This is a genomic window from Nocardiopsis sp. CNZ308, from assembly GCF_004217075.1.
In genome coordinates, this window is sequence record NZ_SHKJ01000001.1 from 4,107,680 (window position 1) to 4,122,068 (window position 14,389).

The 14,389-nt window shown below is 72.4% G+C and carries 15 protein-coding genes; 10 read left to right on the forward strand and 5 right to left on the reverse strand.

Annotated elements, in window-relative coordinates:
* The first annotated feature begins 32 nt into the window (after nt 1-32).
* Nucleotides 33-1,265, forward strand: a complete 1,233-nt coding sequence (gene hemW / locus EV372_RS17745) for a radical SAM family heme chaperone HemW (protein ID WP_130396887.1) — start codon at nt 33-35, stop codon at nt 1,263-1,265.
* 79 nt (nt 1,266-1,344) lie between these two features.
* Here the strand turns inward: hemW and EV372_RS17750 are convergent, their stop codons facing one another.
* The 3 genes from EV372_RS17750 to EV372_RS17760 all read right to left on the reverse strand — a co-directional run bounded on the left by EV372_RS17750 (nt 1,345) and on the right by EV372_RS17760 (nt 4,413).
* On the reverse strand, nt 1,345-1,980 hold the full coding sequence (locus tag EV372_RS17750) for a DUF4870 domain-containing protein (protein ID WP_026337907.1): 636 nt from the start codon (nt 1,978-1,980) through the stop codon (nt 1,345-1,347).
* A gap of 47 nt (nt 1,981-2,027) precedes the next feature.
* The gene (locus EV372_RS17755) at nt 2,028-2,357 is read right to left on the reverse strand and encodes a DUF4870 domain-containing protein (protein WP_130398975.1); all 330 of its coding nucleotides are present in this window, start codon (nt 2,355-2,357) and stop codon (nt 2,028-2,030) included.
* A 1,216-nt stretch (nt 2,358-3,573) separates the two neighbouring features.
* A complete protein-coding gene (locus EV372_RS17760) occupies nt 3,574-4,413 on the reverse strand; it encodes a DUF3097 domain-containing protein (protein WP_130396888.1) in 840 nt (279 codons plus the stop codon).
* Nucleotides 4,414-4,593: 180 nt separating this feature from the next.
* On the opposite strand from EV372_RS17760, the gene hrcA reads away from it, so the two are divergent.
* Genes hrcA through EV372_RS17775 form a run of 3 tightly spaced genes read left to right on the forward strand, consistent with a single transcriptional unit; the run spans nt 4,594 to nt 7,485 of the window.
* Nucleotides 4,594-5,607, forward strand: a complete 1,014-nt coding sequence (gene hrcA / locus EV372_RS17765; RefSeq protein WP_013151753.1) for a heat-inducible transcriptional repressor HrcA — start codon at nt 4,594-4,596, stop codon at nt 5,605-5,607.
* Between the two features lie 4 nt (nt 5,608-5,611).
* Complete coding sequence (gene dnaJ / locus EV372_RS17770; protein WP_013151754.1) at nt 5,612-6,751, forward strand: molecular chaperone DnaJ; 1,140 nt, start codon at nt 5,612-5,614, stop codon at nt 6,749-6,751.
* Nucleotides 6,748-7,485, forward strand: a complete 738-nt coding sequence (locus tag EV372_RS17775; RefSeq protein ID WP_130396889.1) for a 16S rRNA (uracil(1498)-N(3))-methyltransferase — start codon at nt 6,748-6,750, stop codon at nt 7,483-7,485. The genes dnaJ and EV372_RS17775 overlap by 4 nt, the downstream gene beginning before the upstream one ends.
* Nucleotides 7,486-7,616: 131 nt before the next feature.
* On the opposite strand, the gene EV372_RS17780 is transcribed toward EV372_RS17775, so the two are convergent.
* Both EV372_RS17780 and EV372_RS17785 read right to left on the reverse strand, forming a co-directional pair.
* Nucleotides 7,617-8,384, reverse strand: coding sequence for a hypothetical protein (locus EV372_RS17780; protein WP_130396890.1), 768 nt, complete (start codon nt 8,382-8,384; stop codon nt 7,617-7,619).
* Nucleotides 8,381-8,911 carry a SigE family RNA polymerase sigma factor gene (locus tag EV372_RS17785; RefSeq protein ID WP_013151757.1) on the reverse strand — a complete coding sequence of 177 codons (531 nt, stop codon included), beginning with the start codon at nt 8,909-8,911 and terminating at the stop codon, nt 8,381-8,383. The genes EV372_RS17780 and EV372_RS17785 overlap by 4 nt, the downstream gene beginning before the upstream one ends.
* A gap of 324 nt (nt 8,912-9,235) precedes the next feature.
* On the opposite strand from EV372_RS17785, the gene EV372_RS17790 reads away from it, so the two are divergent.
* The 6 genes from EV372_RS17790 (at nt 9,236) to era (ending at nt 14,373) form a co-directional block, all read left to right on the forward strand.
* On the forward strand, nt 9,236-9,586 hold the full coding sequence (locus EV372_RS17790) for a histidine triad nucleotide-binding protein (protein WP_013151758.1): 351 nt from the start codon (nt 9,236-9,238) through the stop codon (nt 9,584-9,586).
* Between the two features lie 281 nt (nt 9,587-9,867).
* Nucleotides 9,868-10,977 (forward strand): PhoH family protein, encoded by a 1,110-nt coding sequence (locus tag EV372_RS17795; RefSeq protein WP_130396891.1) that lies wholly within the window; start codon nt 9,868-9,870, stop codon nt 10,975-10,977.
* A gap of 194 nt (nt 10,978-11,171) precedes the next feature.
* On the forward strand, nt 11,172-11,660 hold the full coding sequence (ybeY, locus tag EV372_RS17800; protein WP_130396892.1) for an rRNA maturation RNase YbeY: 489 nt from the start codon (nt 11,172-11,174) through the stop codon (nt 11,658-11,660).
* Nucleotides 11,657-13,054: a hemolysin family protein gene (locus tag EV372_RS17805; protein ID WP_130396893.1), complete on the forward strand. Its 1,398-nt coding sequence runs from the start codon at nt 11,657-11,659 to the stop codon at nt 13,052-13,054. Before ybeY ends, EV372_RS17805 begins: the two co-directional genes overlap by 4 nt.
* Nucleotides 13,051-13,395: a hypothetical protein gene (locus tag EV372_RS17810; protein WP_013151762.1), complete on the forward strand. Its 345-nt coding sequence runs from the start codon at nt 13,051-13,053 to the stop codon at nt 13,393-13,395. Before EV372_RS17805 ends, EV372_RS17810 begins: the two co-directional genes overlap by 4 nt.
* A gap of 9 nt (nt 13,396-13,404) precedes the next feature.
* The gene (gene era / locus EV372_RS17815; RefSeq protein WP_130396894.1) at nt 13,405-14,373 is read left to right on the forward strand and encodes a GTPase Era; all 969 of its coding nucleotides are present in this window, start codon (nt 13,405-13,407) and stop codon (nt 14,371-14,373) included.
* Nucleotides 14,374-14,389: the final 16 nt, after the last annotated feature.

Genomic DNA, 14,389 nt, shown 5'->3' on the forward strand with positions numbered 1-14,389 from the left:
GGGCACACCGGCCGGTCGGCGACACTGGAGGCATGCCTTCCGTTGCCCTCGACGGCGATCCCGTACCGAGCACCGGCGAACTGCCCGGGCCGTCCCTCGCCGAACTCGGCGGGCGGCCCCTCGGGTTCTACGTCCACGTGCCCTTCTGCGTCACCCGCTGCGGTTACTGCGACTTCAACACCTACACGGCCGAGGAACTGGTCTCCCGCGACGGCACCGCCACCGCCTCCCGCGAGACCTACGCCGACCAGGCGATCGCGGAGGTCGCGCTGGCCGACAGGGTCCTGGCGGGGGAGCGCCCGCCGGTCAGCACGCTGTTCGTCGGCGGCGGCACTCCCACCCTGCTGTCGGCCGAGGACCTGGGCCGCGTCGTCACCGCCGTGCGAGAGCGCTTCGGGTTCACGCCCGACGCCGAGCTGACCACCGAGGCCAACCCCGAGACGGTCACCCCCGACTACCTCGCGCGGCTGCGCGAGGCCGGGTTCACCCGTGTGTCCTTCGGCATGCAGAGCGCCCGCGAGCACGTGCTGCGGGTGCTGGAGCGCGGCCACACGCCCGGACGCCCCGAGCAGTGCGTGGAGTGGGCGCGGCGGGCCGGGTTCGACCACGTCAACCTCGACCTGATCTACGGCACTCCCGGGGAGGGCGACGAGGACTGGCGGGCCTCCCTGGAGGCCGCGGTCTCCGCCGGACCCGACCACGTCTCGGCCTACTCCCTCATCGTCGAGGAGGGCACCCGCCTGGCCGCCCGCGTGCGCCGCGGCGAACTCGCCGAGCCCGACGACGACACGATGGCCGACCGCTACCTCATGGCCGAGGAGGTCCTCACCGAGGCCGGGTTCAGCGCCTACGAGGTGTCCAACTGGGCGCGCACCGAGCAGGGCCGCAGCAGGCACAACCTCCTGTACTGGACCGGCGGCCACTGGTGGGGCGTGGGCCCGGGCGCGCACAGCCACGTGGGCGGCACCCGCTGGTGGAACGTCAAGCACCCGGCCGCCTACGCCGCCCGCCTGGCCGCCGGGCACAGCCCCGGCCTGGCCCGCGAGGTGCTCACCGAGGAGGAGCGCCGCTTCGAACGCGTCCTGCTGGAACTGCGGGTGGAGGGCGGGTGCCCGCTGGACCTGCTCGAACCGCACGGCCGCGACGCGGCCAAGCGGGCCGTCGCCGAGGGACTGCTGGACGCGGACGCCCACGAGGAGGGCCGCGCGGCCCTCACCCTGCGCGGGCGCCTGCTCGCCGACGCCGTGGTGCGCGACCTCACCTGAGCCCCTCCGTCCGGGCCCGGACACGGCGAGGGGGCCCGGCCGTCGGGCCGGGCCCCCTCGCGTCCGCCGAAGCGCCGGACTACTTGATCCAGCTGACGTTGAACGGGTAGCGGTACCACTCGCCCCGGTTGGCGGCCACACCGCCGATGATGCCGAGGGCGACGGCCGCGATCCAGCAGATGAACCAGGTCAGGAACCCGATGATGACGATCATCAGGACGCTGGAGATCAGGTAGCCGATCAGGATCAGGAGCTGGAAGTTCAGCGCCTGCGCGGCCTGGTTGCGGACGAACGGCGACTCGTCCTTCTTGACGAAGAAGATGATCAGCGGCACGAGCCAGCCGATGACGCCGCCGCCCACGTGGGCGAACATCGCCATCTGTCGCTCGTCCGGACTGGGCTGGCCGGTCGTGGCCGAGGAGGGGCCGTAGGCGCCGTGCGGGGGCTGGCCGTAGCCGCCCTGCTGGTAGTGGGACTGGTAGCCGCCGGTCTGCTCGTACCCGGGCTGGCCGGGGTAGCCGCCGGGCTGGCCCGGATATCCGCCGGACTGCTCCTGGTACCCGGGCTGGCCGGGCGGGAGCGGGTAGCCGCCCTGCTGGTACCCGGGCTGGCCACCGGTGGGGTAACCGTGCTGGGAGGGGTAACCGCCGGAGTCCTGGCCGGGCTGCTGGCCCTGGCCGTAGGGGCCCTCGGGAGGGTTGCTGGGATAGGACATGTTGGGTTCCTTCGTGCGGATGCGCTCGGACTGCGTGCGGGAGCGGATCACTTCAACAGACGGATGCTCACCGGGTAGCGGTACCACGTCCCCTTGTTGGCGCCGTTGGCGCCCAGGACGCCGAACACGATAGCGACGACCCAGATCAGGGCGACCAGGAGGGATCCGATCCAGGACAGCTCTGGGAAGAAGATACCCAGGCCGATGAAGGCCACCCACGCGAAGAGGTAGGGGATCAGCAGGGTGAGCTGGAAGTTGGCCGCCTCGGCCGCGTGGTGGCGGACGAACGGCGACTGGTTGCGCTTGGCGAAGTAGATGGCCAGCGGCGGGATCCAGCCCAGGCAGGCGATCACGAAGCCCGACAGGTGGGCGAGCATGGCCACGAGCGTGCCGTTGTCGCCGCCCGGCGCACCCTGCTGGGGCTGGCCCGGAACACCCGGCTGCCCGTACGCCGCGGGGGCGCCCGGGTAGGGCTGCTGCTGGCCCGGGGCGGGCTGGCCGTAGACCCCCTGCTGGGGCTGGCCGTACTCGCCCTGCTGGAGCTGTTGGGGCTGGCCGTAGGGCTGCTGTCCGTACTCGGGCTGCGGTGCGTAGCCGGGCTGGGCTCCCGAGGCCTGCCCGTACCCGGGCTGGGCGCCGGAGGGCTGTCCGTAACCCGGCTGCGCGCCCGGTGCCTGGGCGTAGCCCTGCTGCCCCTGGTCGGGCTGCGGTGCGTACGGGGACTGCGCGCCGGAGGGCTGGCCGTAGGCGGGCTGCGCACCCGAGGGCGGCTGGCCGTAGGCCGCCTGCTGCCCGTAGCCGGGCTGCTCGGGGGCGCCTTCCGGCGGGGCGAAACCGGGCTGCTGTCCGGCCGGGGGCTGGCCGTACTCGCCCTGCTGGGGCTGTTGGGGCTGGCCGTAGGGCTGCTGTCCGTACTCGGGCTGCGGTGCGTACCCGGGCTGGGCGCCGGAGGCATGCCCGTACCCGGGCTGCGCGCCCGGGGCCTGGCCGTAGCCCTGCTGTCCCTGCTCGAACTGCGGCGCGTACGGCGACTGCGCGTCCGAGGGCTGACCGTAGGCGGGCTGGCCCTGTCCGGGCTGGGGCGCGTACGGCGACGGGGCGCCGGGGGGCGGTGCGAAGTCGGGCTGCGCCCCCGGGGTCTGGCCGTAGCCCTGGTAGCCCTGGTCGGGCTGCGGTGCGTACGGGGACTGCGCGCCGGAGGACTGGCCGTAGGCGGGCTGCGCACCCGAGGACGGCTGGCCGTGGTCCTGGTCGGGCTGCGGAGCGTAGGGCGGCTGCGCCCCGGACGGCTGCCCGTAGGAGGGCCGCTGGCCGGGTTCCGGCTGCGGGGGCTGCTGTCCGTACTCCTGCTGACCGTCCTGCCCGTGCTCCGGCTGCTGTCCCCGGTGGGGGTCCTCCGGGGGCGGGGGGTTCGTCGGGGTCTGGCTCATGCTCTTCCTTGGCTCCGCTGATGAGAGGGAGGTTCCTGTACTACCGTGCTGTACCGACGACCGCGCGGGCCGGAGGCGGGCGACCTCGGCACCGGACACGGGGACCGGCGCCTCGCCCGGGTCAAATCCTAGGTCCTGCCGCTCCTCCCGCGCGCAGCGCTCGCTAGGGAGCGTCCGGGTGCGGCCCGGTGACGAAGTCGATCAGCTCCTCCACCCGGCCGAGCAGAGCCGGCTCCAGATCAGCATAGGTACGGACCGACCCCAGGATCCGGCGCCACGCCTCTCCCGTCTCCATCCGCCAGCCCAGGGCGCTCACGACCCCCTCCTTCCAGGGGACGCCGCGCGGCACCTCGGGCCAGGCCCCGATCCCCACGGAACCCGGCCGCACCGCCTGCCAGACGTCGACGTAGGGGTGCCCGGCCACCAGCACGTGCTCGCCGCGCACCCGCTCGGCGATCCGCGTCTCCTTGGAACCCGGCGCCAGGTGGTCCACCAGGACGCCCAGCCTCCTGCCGGGCCCGGGCGAGAACTCCGCCACGATCGAGGGCAGGTCGTCGACACCCTCCAGGAACTCGACGGCCACCCCCTCCACGCGCAGGTCGTGGCCCCAGACCTTCTCCACCAGCTCGGCGTCGTGGACGCCCTCCACGTAGATCCGGCTCTCCCGGGCCGTGCGCGCCCGCGCGCCCGGCACCGCCACCGACCCGGAGGCGCTGCGCAGCGGCCCCCGCGGAGCCGCGGAGGGGCGCACCAGGGTCACCGGCTCGCCGTCGACCAGGAACGCGGCTGGGGCGAGGTCGAACACGCGGCGGCGGCCGTGCCGGTCCTCCAACGTGACGGTGGCCTTGTCCCAGGCCACCACCGCCCCGCAGAACGCCTCCTCGGCGTCCTCCACGACCAGTTCCCTTTCCAGGGGCACCTCGCGGACCGCCTTCTTCTTCGGGCGGCGCCAGTCCCCGGCGAGCACGTCGCGGCCGTAACGGCCGGTTCCCTTGGTAGCCACGGTGGTGCAGTCTACTGGTGGCGCGCGCCGGCGCCCCGTCGGCCGCGGCGCGTGCCCCGGGCCCGGCGGGAACAGGGGCGACACGGCCGCGCCGGGCTTCACCACCCGCGGGTAACCGTCAGGGTTTGCGGCCGGGCATAGACTTAGCACTGAGGACCATGGAGTGCCAGGAGGTGACGAGTGCTGGATGAGCGCAAGCTCGCGGTCCTGCGTGCCGTCGTCGAGGACTTCGTCAACACCAACGAGCCCGTGGGTTCCAAGGCCCTGGCCGACCGGCACCGGCTCGGAGTCTCCCCGGCGACCATCCGCAACGACATGGTCGCCCTCGAGGAGGACGGCTACATCGCGCAGCCGCACACCAGTGCCGGACGCGTTCCCACGGACAAGGGGTACCGGCTCTTCGTCGACCGGCTCTCCTCGGTCAAACCGCTCTCCAGCGCGGAGCGGCGCGCCATCGAGTCCTTCCTCACCGGCGCCGTGGACCTCGACGAGATCGTCGCCCGGACCGTGCGGCTCCTCGCGCAGCTCACCCGCCAGGTCGCGATCGTCCAGTACCCGTCGCTGACCCGCTCGTCGGTGCAGCACGTGGAACTGGTCCCCCTCGGGGGGCAGCGGATCATGATGGTCGTGATCACCAACACGGGCCGGGTCGAGCAGCGCGTCATCGACGGCCTGGGAGAGGTCCACGAGGCCGCCGTCAACGACCTGCGCGCGATGTTGAACCGGGCCATCGCCGGACGCCACCTCGGCGACGTGCCCGACGCGGTGGAGGACCTGCCTCCGCAGGTGGCGCCCGAACACCGCCAGATGGCGGTGTCGGTCCTCTCCGTCCTGCTGGAGAGCCTCGTCGAACGGCACGAGGAGAAGATCGTCCTCGCGGGGACGGCCAACCTCGCCGCCGTCGACTTCGCCGCCAGCCTCAGGGACGTCCTGGAGGCACTGGAAGAGAACATGGTCCTCATCCGTTTGCTGGGAGAGGCCAAGGACCCGTCGATGCTCACGGTGCGCATCGGCGCGGAGAACTTCCACGAGGGCCTGAGGTCCACCTCCATCGTGTCGGCGGACTACGGTGTGGGAAACCAGTCGCTCGCCAAGATCGGTGTGGTGGGACCCACCCGGATGGACTATCCGGGGACGATGGGAGCAGTACGCGCCGTGGCTCGCTATGTCGGACAGATTTTGGCAGGACAGTAACCCAGTGGCCAGAGACTATTACCAGGTTCTCGGAGTGCGTCGCGACGCGTCCAAGGACGAGATCAAGAAGGCCTACCGGCGGCTCGCGCGCGAACTCCACCCGGACATCAATCCGGACCCCGCAACCCAGGAGCGCTTCAAGGAGGTGACCCAGGCCTACGAGGTCCTCTCCGACGAGAACAAGCGCCGGATGTTCGACATGGGCCAGGACCCCTACGCGCCCGGCGGCGGCGGGGCCGGGGGCTTCGGCGGCGCGGGCGGGTTCGCCTTCGACGACATCATGAACGCCTTCTTCGGCGGCGGCCAGCCCGGCGGGCGCGGCCCCCGGGAGCGGGTCCGACGCGGGCGCAGCATCAAGATCCGCGTCGAACTCGACCTGGTGGAGACCGCGTTCGGGGTCAGCAAGGAGATCACCTTCCCCACCGCCATCCTGTGCGAGACCTGCCAGGGCGAGGGGACGGCGGCCGGTTCGCACCGCACCACCTGTGAGATGTGCCACGGTCAGGGCGAGGTCTCCCAGGTCACGCGGTCCTTCCTCGGCCAGGTCATGACCTCCCGCCCCTGCCCCCAGTGCTCGGGCCAGGGCTCGGTCATCACCAACCCCTGCGGCGACTGCGCGGGCGAGGGCCGGGTGCGCGAGAAGGTCACCCGCACCGTCAAGATCCCCGCGGGCGTCGACGACGGCACCCGCATCCAGCTCGCCGGGGAGGGCGAGGTCGGCCCCAACGGCGGACCGCGCGGCGACATCATCCTGGAGATCATCCAGCGCCCGCACCCCACCTTCGAACGCCGCGGCGACGACCTGCACTGCACGGTGACCGTCCCCATGACGGCCGCCGCGCTGGGCGCCTCCTTCGCCTTCGACACCCTCGACGGCACCGAGAACATCGACCTGCGCCCGGGCACCAACTCCGGCCACGTCATCACCCTCCCCAACAAGGGCGTCAGCCACCTCGACGGCGGCGGCCGGGGCGACCTGCGCATCCGCGTCGACGTGGAGACCCCGAGCAGGCTGGACGAGGAGCAGGAGGCCCTCCTGCGCAAGTTCGCCGAACTGCGCGGCGAGGACCAGACCCCGGGACGCTTCAGCCCCGGACACGGCGGGTTCTTCTCCAAGATCCGCGACGCCTTCGGCGCCAAGTGACACCGCCGGTCTTCCTGGTCGAGGCCGCCGATCTGGCGGCCGACCGGGTGACGGTGGACGGCGCCGAGGGCCGCCACGCCGCCGTGGTGCGCCGCATCCGGGAGGGCGAGACCGTCGACCTCTCCGACGGACGCGGTCTGCGCGCCCGCTGCACGGTGACCGCCGTGGGCAGGGACCACATCGTCTGCGCGGTGGTGGAGCGCCGGGAGGAACCGGCGCCCCGCCCCCGCCTGACCGTGGTCCAGGCGCTGCCCAAGGGCGACCGGGGCGAACTGGCCGTGGAGATGATGACCGAGGCCGGAGCGGACGCGGTCGTGCCCTGGGCGGCGGAGCGCTGCGTCACCCGCTGGAAGGGCGACCGCGCCGCCAAGGCGCTGGCCAAGTGGCGTGCGACCGCCCGTGAGGCGGCCAAGCAGGCCCGGCGCGCGCGGCTGCCCGAGGTCGCCGACCTCGCCGACCGCACCGCCGTGGTCGGACTGCTGGCGGAGGCGGACCTGGGCGTCGTGCTGCACGAGGACGGCGCCAGCCGCCTGTCACAGCTGGAACCGCCCGCCGGACAGGGCGCCGGCGTCGTCGTGGTGGTCGGCCCCGAGGGCGGCTTCTCCGACGCCGAACTGGAGGCGTTCGACGCCGCGGGCGCGGTCCGGGCGCTGCTGGGGCCGAGCGTGCTGCGCACCTCCACCGCGGGGGTCGCCGCCCTGTCGGTGCTCCAGGCCCGCACCGGCCGCTGGTAGGGCGCACGGCCCGACACCGGACATACGAGAGGCGCCCGGACACGTCCGGGCGCCTCTCGTATGTCCAGCGGGTGACTCCTGCGCGGGACCGGCCCCGACGTGTACGGGGACGGACCTCCGGGAGGGGCGTGTCAGCTGCTGGGAGCCGTCTTGGCGCCGTTGTCGCCTCCGGTGGTGCCGCTGCCGCCCGTGCCGGTTCCGTCGCCTCCGGTCCCGCCGCCCTCGCCGCCGGTGCCGCCCTCTCCGCCGGAGGGCTCCTCACCACCGGTTCCACCGCCGTTGTCGCCGCCGCCCTCCTCACCGGTGGACCCGTCGCCGCCGCCGCTGCTCGGCTCGTCGCTGGGCTCGCACTCCTCCTCGGAGGCGGCCTTCTCGCCCTTCTCCACCTCGGAGCTGGACGGGGCGGGGGAGGCGGGCTCCTCGGGCGTCGGACACGTGGTGGCGGCCGTGACGCCCTCCTCGGAGGGAGCGGGCTCCTCCTCGTCGTCCTCCGGGGTGGGGGAGGAAGCCGGGTCGCGCGGCGGCTCCTCCTCCTGCTGGGTGGTGCCGTCCACGGAGCCGGTGGAGGGGTCGGGAGCGATCACACCACCGCCCTCACCCTCCTCCTCGGCGGGCGCGCCCTCGCGGTCGGCGCCCGCGGGGACGATCTCCAGCACGTGGTCGCGGACCTGGGGGCTGGAGATGACCACGGACCCGGCGATCAGGGCGGCTCCCGCCACCGCCACCGCCGGACGTAGCCAGGGCATACCGAACCAGGCCGAGCCGCGGCTGCGCTCGGTGCGCTCACGGATCAGGTTCAACGCCTCGGGAGAGGCCGTGACCGTGTCGGCCTCGGCCTTGAGCAGGCGGCGCAGCTGCTCCTCGAACGGATCGTTCGTGGGGTTCGTGGGGCTGGTCATGTCGTTTGCTCCAGAACAGAGCGGAGCGCGGAGATACCGCGGGACGTGTGGCTCTTCACCGCACCCCGGCTGATCCCCATGGCGTCCGCGATCTGTGCCTCGGACAGGTCGCCGTAGTACCGGAGCACGATGGCCTCTCGCTGACGGGTGGGTAGTTTGCGCAGGGCACGGATGACGGCTTCGCGCTCCAACAGGCTCAGCGCGCCGTGTTCCGCGCTGGGGGCGTCGGGCAGGGCCTTGGGCGCGTGCTTCTCCACGACCGCCCTGTGGCGGAGAACGGACCGGGCCTTGTTCACCACGGCCTGGCGCAGGTAGGACAGGGCCTTGTTCGGGTCGCGCAGGCGGCGCCACGCTCCGTGCATGGCGACGAACGAGTCCTGGACGACCTCTTCCGCGGTCGCGTGGTCGCGGACCAGCAGGGCGGCGAGCCGAACGAGCGGACGGTAGTGCTCCCGGTAGAGCTCCGTCACGGCGTGGTCGGCGTCCCACTCCACCGAGAGCGGTGCCGTGGTGGCACCGGCCACCATGGTTTCTGTCGTCACATCAGTTCGACGCACACCCTTGTCGCGGGGTTTACGAAAGGGCATACCTCTTCTTTTCCAGGTAGACGTGCGTTTCAATCCGAACACGCGGGAATATGGCCGGGGCCGGACGGAGCCGACGACCTGACGCGCACGGGTGGAAAGCCTATCGCGCCCGGGGCGCCGGGCGTCGCCGAATCCGCTCGCCCACAGCGCCTCCCAGCCCTCCGCCGTGGGCCCGCCCGACGGCGACCTGCGGCATCATGGTCCCGGACGAACCCGATACGGCGGCCCTTTCGGCGGTCGCGCAGACGCAAAAAAAGGTGAGCGATGGCCCAGGACGACTGTCTTTTCTGCAAGATCGTGAAGGGGGAGGTGCCCGCCGAGATCGTGCGCGAGAGCGAGCGCGCGGTCGCCTTCCGCGACATCAACCCCCAGGCGCCCACGCACGTGCTGGTCATCCCGCGCGAGCACCACCCCAACGCCGCCGAGGCCGCGGCGGCGGACACCGGCCTGCTCGACGAGATCGTCCGGGTGGCGCACGAGGTGGCCGTGGACGAGGGCGTCGCCGACCAGGGCTACCGGCTGGTGTTCAACACCGGCAGCGGCGCCGGGCAGACGGTCTTCCACCTCCACGGGCACCTGCTCGGCGGCCGCGGGCTCAACTGGCCCCCCGGGTAGGAGGCGCGCGACCGGTCCCGCGCGCGGACGCCGACGCCCCCGACCCCACCCCTCCCGCACGCTGTCCACAGGCGGAAATAACGGATCGAGTCGGGCGGAGGCGCCTTGGTAGACTCGTCGCTGTGGGCTTCGAGGGTTCGGTGTGACCATGGGGAACACCGGCGCGCAAGCTCCGACCGGGCGCCGTCCGCGGCGCCGGGACCGTCCACCAGGCGCGCCTCCCGCAGGGGTCGGGCAGGCGCCCGACCGAAGGGTAGGGACAGCGGCCGCACGGCCTCACCATGTCCGAGACAACGCACACGCACCCGCCACGGGACACCCAGGTCAAGGTCGTGGTGCCCGACGAGCACACGATGGTCAGCCTGCTGGGCTCCAGGGACGAACTCCTCAGGGCGTTGGAGCGGGCCTTCGACAGCGACATCCACGTGCGCGGCAACGAGTTCACCATCAGCGGCTCCCCGGAGGAGACCGCCGTCGTGGTCCGCCTCGTCGAGGAGCTGATCGAACTCGCCAAGAGCGGCACCCACGTCACCCCCGACACCATCGAACGCATGGTCCACATGCTGCGCTCGCCCGGTGCCGAGCGCCCCGCGGACGTGCTGACCACCAACATCCTGTCCAACCGCGGCAAGACCATCCGCCCCAAGACGCTCAACCAGAAGCGCTACGTCGACACCATCGACCAGCGCACGGTGGTGTTCGGCATCGGCCCCGCCGGTACCGGCAAGACGTACCTGGCCATGGCCAAGGCGGTCAAGGCGCTCCAGGACAAGGAAGTCAACCGGATCATCCTCACCCGCCCCGCGGTGGAGGCCGGTGAGCGGCTGGGCTTCCTGCCCGGCACCCTCTACGACAAGATCGACCCCTACCTGCGCCCGCTCTACGACGCCCTGCACGACATGCTCGACCCCGACTCCATCCCCAAGCTCATGGCGGCGGGGACCATCGAGGTCGCACCGCTGGCGTACATGCGCGGCCGTACCCTGAACGACTCCTTCATCATCCTGGACGAGGCCCAGAACACCTCGCCCGAGCAGATGAAGATGTTCCTCACCAGGCTCGGGTTCGGCTCCAAGATCGTGGTCACCGGTGACGTCACCCAGGTCGACCTGCCCGGTGGACAGACCAGCGGTCTGCGCACCATCGAGTCCATCCTGAGTGACATCGACGACATCGCCTTCTGCCGCCTGAGCAGTGAGGACGTCGTCCGGCACAAGCTGGTCGGCAAGATCGTGGACGCCTACGGGCGCTACGACGCCGCCCAGGGCGACGCGCGGGACGGCAGGGGATCCGCCGGAGGCGGCCGCCCCCGCCGCGGGTCCGCGCGCCGCGTCGCCCCCGACACCCCGGCGGAGCCGGGGAGCACCGGTGACGGGGAACGGGCAGACTGAGACAGGGGTGTTCCGCCGAGGGCCTTCGGTTCCGAGACGGCCCGAGGAACACGACCCCACGGCGTTCGAACCGGTGGGTCCGCCGCAGGCGGGTCCACCGGTTCGGTTGCCGAGGGCGCGCCGGACCGGCGCGCCGCACCACCGGCCGGGCACTCCGCCCGGCCCCGCGATCCCTAGGTAAGGCAGCCGCAACCATGAGTATCGACGTCGCCAACGAGTCCGGCGTCACCAGCGTGGACGAGGAGAGGCTCTCCCGTCTGGCCCGTCACGTGCTCGACGCCATGCGCGTCCATCCGCTGGCCGAGCTGTCCGTCGTGCTCGTGGACGAGGAGCCGATGGCCGACCTGCACGTGCGGTGGATGGACGAGCCGGGCCCCACCGACGTGCTCTCCTTCCCGATGGACGAACTGCGCCCCGGCGGCCCCGGCCGCACGAGCGAGCCGGGCGTCCTGGGGGACGTGATCATCTGTCCGCAGGTCGCCGAGCGTCAGGGGGAGAAGGCCGGGCACGGCACCGAGGCGGAGATCGACCTGCTGTGCACGCACGGCATCCTGCACCTGCTGGGCTACGACCACGCCGAGCCCGAGGAGCACAAGGAGATGTTCGGGCTCCAGGGCGAGATCCTCGCGGCCTGGCGCGAGCGCGAGGCGGCCGCGGCCGAAGGGGATGAGAGCGCCCGATGACTCCGTCGGCCTGGCCTGACATCGCCCCGTTGACCACCGGTGAGCCCGTGGAGTGGATCAGCGCGTTCGCGGTGGCCCTGGTGCTGACCGCCGTCGCGGGCTTCCTGGTGGCCGCGGAGGTCGCCGTCACCCGTGTGATGTCGGTGGGCCTGCCCGAGGCGAGTTCCGGTGAGCGCGTGGCCAAGGCCGGGCGCCGCTGGGAGCGGGTGTCGGCGGACCCCACCCGCCACCTCAACGTGCTGCTGTTCCTGCGCGTGGTGTGCGAGGTGTGCGCGGTACTGGCCGCCGCCGTGGGCATGGTGTTCCTGCTGGGACTCGGCTGGCCCGCACTCGGGTTGACCGCCGCGGCGATGGTCGTGGTGGAGTCGGTGCTGATCGCGATCGCGCCGCGCATCCTCGGCCGCCAGTTCTCCGGGGCCTTCGCACGCGCCAGCGCCGCGGTGGTCTACCCGGTCCAGCTCGTGGTGGGCCCCATCGCCCAGCTGTTCGTGGGGGCGGGCCGCGCGCTCACCCCGCGCGCCAAGGGCGACCGCGAGGGCCCCTTCAGCACCGAGGTGGAGCTGCGCCAGCTCGTGGACCTGGCCGAGCGGGGGGAGGTCATCGACCCCGAGGAGAGCCAGATGATCCACTCGGTGTTCAAGCTCGACGACACGCCCGTGCGCGAGGTGATGGTGCCCCGCCCCGACATCGTGTTCACCAGCCGTGAGGCCGACGCCGACGCGGTGCTGACCCTGGCGCTGGCCAGCGGGTACTCGCGCATCCCGGTGACGGGTGAGGACGAGGACGACGTGGTCGGCATCGTCTACCTCAAGGACCTGGTGTACCAGCTGCGCGACCGCTGGGCGGCGGCCGCGGGCACCGACGACGAGGTGCCGCTCACGGCGGGCGACGTGATGCGCCAGGCGAACTACGTCCCCGACACCAAGCCCATCGACGAGCTGCTGCGCGAGATGCAGCAGCAGCGCAACCACGTCGCGGTGGCCATCGACGAGTACGGCGGCACGGCGGGCCTGGTGACCCTGGAGGACATCGTGGAGGAGATCGTCGGTGAGATCACCGACGAGTACGACCACGAGATCCCGCCGGTGGCCTGGCTCGACGCGGACCGGGTGCGGGTGACCGCCCGCCTGCCGCTGGGCGAGCTGGACGAGCTGTTCCCGGACCGGGACCTGGACGTGGCGGACGTGGAGACCGTCGGCGGACTCGTGGCGTTCGTCCTGGGCCGGGTGCCCGGTGGAGGGGACCGGGCCGAATACGCTGGTCTGCGACTGACCCTCGAGGGCAAGAGCAGCCGCCGGAGCCGGATGACCACGGTCCTGGTGGAGCGCCTGCCCGCCGACGCCGAAGGGGCGTCGGAGGAGGACAACGACGACGTGAGGAGCACGGAGCAGTGACGGAGACGACGGGGCTCGGCCCCGAGGACGGCAAGCTCATCACGCTCGCGCGGGCCTCCCGGGCCCGCAACGCGGCGGCGGAGGGCGCGGCGGTGCGCGACGAGACCGGGCGCACGTACGTGGCCACGACGGTGTCGCTGCCCTCGCTCCGGCTGTCCGCGCTCCAGGCGGCCGTGGCCGCGGCGGTCTCCGGTGAGGCCACCGCGCTGGAGGCCGCCGTGGTGGTCACCGAGGCCGCGGAGCTGACCGAGGACGACCGCGCGGTGGCGGAAGACCTGAAGACCCAGGTGGTGGTGATCGCGGCCCCCGACGGGGTGCCCGCGAGCATCACCCGGAGCTGAGAAGGACCCATGAACGAGCTCGACCTGGAGAGGCTGCGCGTACCGCTGGAGATGCCCTCCCACCCCGAGGGCTTCCGCAGCGGTTTCGCGTGCTTCGTGGGCCGCCCCAACGTGGGCAAGTCCACCCTGATGAACGCGCTGGTCGGGCAGAAGGTGGCGATCACCAGCAACCGGCCCCAGACCACGCGGCGCACGGTGCGCGGGATCGTGCACCGGCCCGACGCGCAGCTGATCATCGTGGACACGCCCGGCCTGCACAAGCCGCGCACCCTGCTGGGCGAGCGGTTGGACTCGCTGGTGCGGTCCACCCTGGTCGAGGTGGACGTGATCGCGTTCTGCCTGCCCGCCAACGAGCCGATCGGGCGGGGCGACACCTACATCGCCAAGGAGCTGGCGGAGCAGACCAACACCCCCGTGGTCGCCCTGGTCACCAAGACCGACCTGGTGGACCGGGACGCCGTGGGCCGTCACCTGATGGCGGTGAACGAGCTGGGCGACTGGGCCGACATCGTCCCGGTCTCGGCCCAGGGGGGCTTCCAGCTGGAGACCGTCACCGACGTGCTGTGCTCGCACCTGCCGGAGGGGCCGCCGCTGTACCCGGACGGCGACCTCACCGACGAGCCGGACGAGATGCTGGTGGCGGAGCTGGTGCGCGAGGCGGCCCTGGAGGGTGTGCGCGACGAGCTGCCGCACTCCATCGCGGTGGTCGTGGACGAGATGTACGAGCGCGAGAACACCCGTCCGGGCAAGGAGCTGGTGGACATCTACGCGTCGCTGTACGTGGAGCGCTCCAGCCAGAAGGCGATCGTGATCGGGTCCAAGGGCTCGCGCCTGCGCGACGTGGGCTCGCGGGCCCGCAAGCAGATCGAGGCCCTGTTGGGCCGACGGGTGTTCCTGGACCTGCGGGTGCGGGTGGCCAAGGACTGGCAGCGCGACCCCAAGCAGCTGCGCAAGCTGGGCTTCGACCAGCCCACCTGAGGCGCCGACCGGAAGC